Origin of the sequence: Cryobacterium shii (assembly GCF_004402595.1) — a bacterium.
In the GTDB taxonomy this organism is placed as follows: domain Bacteria; phylum Actinomycetota; class Actinomycetes; order Actinomycetales; family Microbacteriaceae; genus Cryobacterium; species Cryobacterium shii.
This window is the reverse complement of sequence record NZ_SOFY01000063.1, coordinates 1-3,866: the sequence shown is the minus strand read 5'-3', so window position 1 is coordinate 3,866 and position 3,866 is coordinate 1. Positions and strand designations below refer to the sequence as shown.

Genomic DNA, 3,866 nt, shown 5'->3' with positions numbered 1-3,866 from the left:
GCCATACGCGGTCGCGACATCTTTGATCGTCTTGGACGTGTTGATCACCTCGCGACACAGCTCGTCCTTGAACTCCTGGGAAAATCGCCTTCGCGATGCGGTCATGCTGATCTCTGCTTTCAGTAGTCCCTCATTTTAAGAGGGCCCACTGTCCGAGAACTCCGCAGCAGCTCACTCCTCCCCCCGGTGGTGATCGGCTCGGCCGAGCCGAGTACCTCGGAAACGACCCACCGGGGAAATCGCAGGACGCTGGCGTCACAGCCGTTTTCTCCGCTCCGGGCAGTCCCTCCGCGATTCTGGATTACTACCAGCCGGCCTACCCTCAATTCGAATTTCCCACAGGATCAAGCAGCGCGGACGCCATCGACATCAGCGGTAGAGACGGGTGGGGCTATGTGTCAGTGAATATACAAGCCAGCGCCCCGTACTTCGGACCGCAGCTCAACGTTACGTTGAAGCTGGCGCCGCCGCGTTCGACATGTGTAACAGTGATCATCAACGGGCAAACTGAGAACAGTGTTGACGCCGACCCAAAACAGGGCCAATAGTGCCGTTTGAAAACAGGACCACTATTGATATTTCTACTATGCCGTATCGGCGGGGGGCCGGTGGCTGTTCATCCGATAACTGGCGCCTTTGAGGCTGAGAACGTCGGCGTGGTGCACGATGCGGTCGATCATCGCGGACGCGACGGTCTGGTCGCCGAAGACCTCGCCCCAGCGCCCGAAGGATAAGTTGCTTGTCAGGATTAGGGACGCGTGTTCGTAGCGGCTCGCGACGAGTTGGAAGAACAGGTTCGCGGCGTCCTGATCAAATGGAATGTAGCCGACTTCATCGCACTATGCCGATATCGGCATAATCACAATGTCGGCATAAATCGCAGATCAGCATGTTGTAGCGGCGCAGCTTCGTGAGCTCGGTGGCGAGCTTTCCTCGCGAGTGCGCTTCCTGCAGCCGGGCGACCCAGCCGGTGGCGGTGTCGAAGAGGACACGGTGGCCATGCTTGGCCGCTTGAACGCCCAGCGCGACGGCGAGGTGGGTCTTGCCCGTGCCGGGCGGACCGAGGAGCACGACGTTCTTGGCTTCGGTGACGAACGTGCTCGTGCTGAGGTGAGCGAGCAGGTTCCGGTCCGCGGAGGGCTGATGATCGAAGTTGAAGTCCTCGAGGGTCTTGTGGCCGGGGAACCGGGCCGCTTTGATCCGCAGGGCTGCACCGGAGGCTTCGCGTTCGGAGACCTCGCGGGAGAGGACCGCGGCGAGGTATTCCTCGTGGGACCAGCCCGCAGTGCGGGCCTGGTCGCCCAAGCGCCGGAACGCGTCCCCGATGCGAGGCGCGCGGAGTGCCCGGGCGTAGGACTCGATCTCGGCTTCCGCGCCGCTGCTGGCGCTCATTCGACCACGTCCAGGTCGGTCAGGTCCGGGCCGATATCAACGCCGAAGAGGGCGTCGTAGGACGCCAGGCTGGCCGTCTCGACGAACGCGACCGTCGCTTGCGGTCGGTAGCGCCGGTGGGTCTGGAACTGCCTGCGCAGCACGCCGGCCTGCTCGACGTGGTTCGGGTCTGTGACCGTCAGCGCGCGGGCCCATTCCCGCTCGTGCGTGGTGATGTTCACCCCGTTGTGGGTGACGTTGATGGTATCGAGGCTGGCGGTGACGTCGACGAGCCGGCCGATCATCGCCGGCGCGACGGAGTAGTCGTTGGAGAGCACCCGGACGTAGTAGTCCCTGGGCAGGCGCACGGTATTGCGAAAGAGGACGTCGGTCGCCACCGGCGAGAGCGGGCGCATCGCGGCGCGGTCCTGCTCGATCAGATCGATCGGGCGGGCCCTCCGCGACCGGGAATGGCGCGCATTGGCCAGCGGTAGCCACTGGTCCATCTGTTCGTTGAAGTCCTGCGGTGATGCGAAGTGACGCCCCGACATGAACGAGGACCGGAAGAACCGGTTTCGGCGCTCGACCATGCCCTTGGACTCCGGGTCTCGGGCCTTGAGGAGCTTGATCTCGGCCCCCAGCGTGCCCGCGAACGCGGCCGTGCGTTCGGTGAGCTTGCCCTTCCCGATCCCGGTCTCGTTGTCCCAGAGCAGCCGCGGCGGCACCGCGGCGGCGACTTGGAGCAGGGACCACATGCCGCCGAGCAGGTCCGACGTGGTTCGAGAGGGCAACATAAGTGCTTGGAAGAAGCCGGAGAACGTCGACGTCATCACCAGAACCGGCGGCATGCCCGCCTGGCCGTGTCCCAGCGGCAGGGGCTCGTGCGGGAACCACAGATCACACTGCACCTGCTTACCCGGCTCGTGCACCAGACGATCCGCAGGGTCCGGCGGCACATACTCGGGACGAATCAAGGCGACCTTGTCCCGGAACACCGACGCTGACCCCGACCAGCCCACCCGCTCCGCCAATGTTGTCGCGGCCATGCGCGGCGTCGCGGCCAGCAGCACCCGCACCTACGCCGCATACGCGTCAAAACTCGAGCCTGTCGCGGCCCGCTGGTACTTCGGCGCCGGTCCGTTTCCAACGCCCGATCAACCGTTCCGCGCGACACCCCGACCAGCCGCCCGATCTCCCGCTTCGAATGCTGCCCCGTTGAAAACAGCTGGCGTATCTTCGCCCAATCGTCCATATTGATCACCCTTCATAGTGCTGGGTGGCCCTATTTTCAATCGGCGATACTGGCCCTGTTTTCAGTCGGCGTTAACACACAGTGGTCTGATTGATCCAAAGTGAACTATACGGATGGTGGTCAGTGGTCGGCTTGCGGTATTTGTTAACCGCAGCGGCGCGGTTGTCTCTGCCTGCCGTTGGCGTCATGGGCGTCCAAGTGCCCTGCATGAAGTTGAGAACGGTTGACGATAATAACGCTGCGCGTGTGCGAACTCCGTGACCCAGACGTTCGCGCAAAAAGACACTGAGCGCGTCTGGCGGCGGGTCCATGTGCGCAAGTTTGGCCCCGACTTTGCCAGCGAATCGCGAATCGAAAGTTACTGATAATGGACGCCCCGGAGACCATCAAAGACCTACGTGTGCCACCGGGGAACCGTCTCACCTTGCCGCTGCGTGGGGGAAGATTAGCCTGTAGATCCACGATCCGAGACACCAATGGGTCGTGGTGAGGATTGTGCCGCCGAGAGCGACCGCTCCTCCCAGCACGATTCCCAGGGCTGATAATCCGTAATAGAAGGATAAAGCCGCACCTGCAAGTAGCACGGTGGACAGCAGATAGGAAAAGCGTCGTGGACTCGGCGTGGGGGGAAGCGCGGGAGTGCGAAACAAATGGCGAACGCCCAAATTATAGACCAGATCAAGAATCATGCCACGGGGGAAAAGTGCGCCGGTGAGAGGAACGATTGCTCCCAATCCAAGAAAAATAGGCGACTGCAAAATCAATCCGACAATGATCAAGACGGTGCCTACTGCCGGTGTGAATCGTAAGGGCCCTGCGTAACAAGACTTGGCGTCATCATCGAGGCCTCCGAATCCCTGCTTGTCCAGGTTGGTCTTCGTTAATTCTCTCAGTGCCGCCATCTTCAATTCCTTAATGCTGGCCTTGGGCAACCCCATTTCGCAGACAAGGGGCAATTCGTCTTTTCTTGAAAGTCTGCAATGTTCCTAGGATATCGAACCCATGCCTCCGGCCTGGCGATGAGTGTTCACCCCAAACGGTGAAATGAATGCTGGGAGGCCCTGCTGCAGCCTGACCCTCGTAGATTGAAGTGTCGGTTGATCGAGATCCTCGACCGCACCCTGAGTCGAACGTTTCCAAAGCGCTAGGAGCGTGTGTCAGTAACGCCTATTCGAAGTTGATGCGACGAGATCCGGGCCGATTTGGCCGCAGCGGGCGGGGCGTTGCTGTGGCGGTCGTCGTG

3 protein-coding genes and 1 pseudogene are annotated in these 3,866 nt (G+C 61.6%); all 4 read right to left on the bottom strand.

The features are described 5' to 3' along the window. On the bottom strand, positions 1 to 105 hold a 105-nt coding region (locus E3O49_RS11695; protein ID WP_134451622.1), incomplete at its 3' end, for a transposase. Between the two features lie 479 nt (positions 106 to 584). Then, positions 585 to 1,392, bottom strand: a pseudogene (istB, locus tag E3O49_RS11690) (IS21-like element helper ATPase IstB). Beyond that, complete coding sequence (locus E3O49_RS11685; RefSeq protein WP_198418088.1) at positions 1,389 to 2,447, bottom strand: Mu transposase domain-containing protein; 1,059 nt, start codon at positions 2,445 to 2,447, stop codon at positions 1,389 to 1,391. Before E3O49_RS11685 ends, istB begins: the two are co-directional and overlap by 4 nt. A 595-nt stretch (positions 2,448 to 3,042) precedes the next feature. Beyond that, the gene (locus E3O49_RS11680) at positions 3,043 to 3,525 is read right to left on the bottom strand and encodes a DUF4395 family protein (protein WP_160141104.1); all 483 of its coding nucleotides are present in this window, start codon (positions 3,523 to 3,525) and stop codon (positions 3,043 to 3,045) included. Positions 3,526 to 3,866: the final 341 nt, after the last annotated feature.

What these genes read in the sequence shown, in the direction of transcription:
- E3O49_RS11680 (WP_160141104.1), bottom strand. Translation starts at nt 3,525, where the DNA reads ATGGCGGCACTGAGAGAATTAACGAAGACCAACCTGGACAAGCAGGGA.